Annotated in this window: 1 protein-coding gene; it reads right to left on the bottom strand. The window is 57.5% G+C overall.

All coding sequences use genetic code 11. The annotated features are described in order from the left end of the window. Positions 1–77 precede the first annotated feature (77 nt). Positions 78–593 (bottom strand): hypothetical protein (locus V6590_RS20850; RefSeq protein WP_335425635.1); only part of this gene is annotated, 516 nt, incomplete at its 5' end.

Below are 593 nucleotides of genomic sequence, written 5' to 3'. Positions count from 1 at the left end.
ATGTGATTTAGGATAAACGATTTGCGCAATGCGCAGTCGAGGAAATGCAATCGGCGAAGAGAGGAAGGTGATATGGGCTACGGAATACGGGTTGTGTTGGTGATGAACTGGAAGGGAGGATCGGGCAGCGGCTGCGTGACCAGGTCTTTGACGATTGGGAGCACGATGGCATGCCGGAGGTCCATGAGCCGCGCGGTGCGCGCGGCAAGCACCCCACCAGCGTGACCTTGACCCTGCGACCGTCTTTTGCGGCCCACCTGGCTACCCGGCACGACCCGTTTGGAATGTTGGGATTGGCAAGGGTCATGGGCCCGGCCTTTCTCGCGCGGTTCCATGAGGCATTCGACATGGCGCTGGCCACGGCAAGAACACAGACAACAAACGAGGGAAACAAACGATGCCTTGAAGAACCCGCACAGAGCTGGCCATGCCAACAAAAATTTTATCCCACACAAAAAAGCTTGTTGCCTTGCAGCGTGACTTGTCTTCTCTTGCAGGTTGAAGGTCGAGCATTGAACCGTGCGGGGGGATTGATGGGGAGGGGGCGATTTGGGGTATCGGTTGCGCTTGGACCCCGGATACGTCGTCGGCGT

This window comes from Gemmobacter denitrificans (assembly GCF_036964905.1).
In the GTDB taxonomy this organism is placed as follows: Bacteria; Pseudomonadota; Alphaproteobacteria; order Rhodobacterales; family Rhodobacteraceae; genus Gemmobacter; species Gemmobacter denitrificans.
This window is presented reverse-complemented; position numbering and strand designations above follow the sequence as displayed.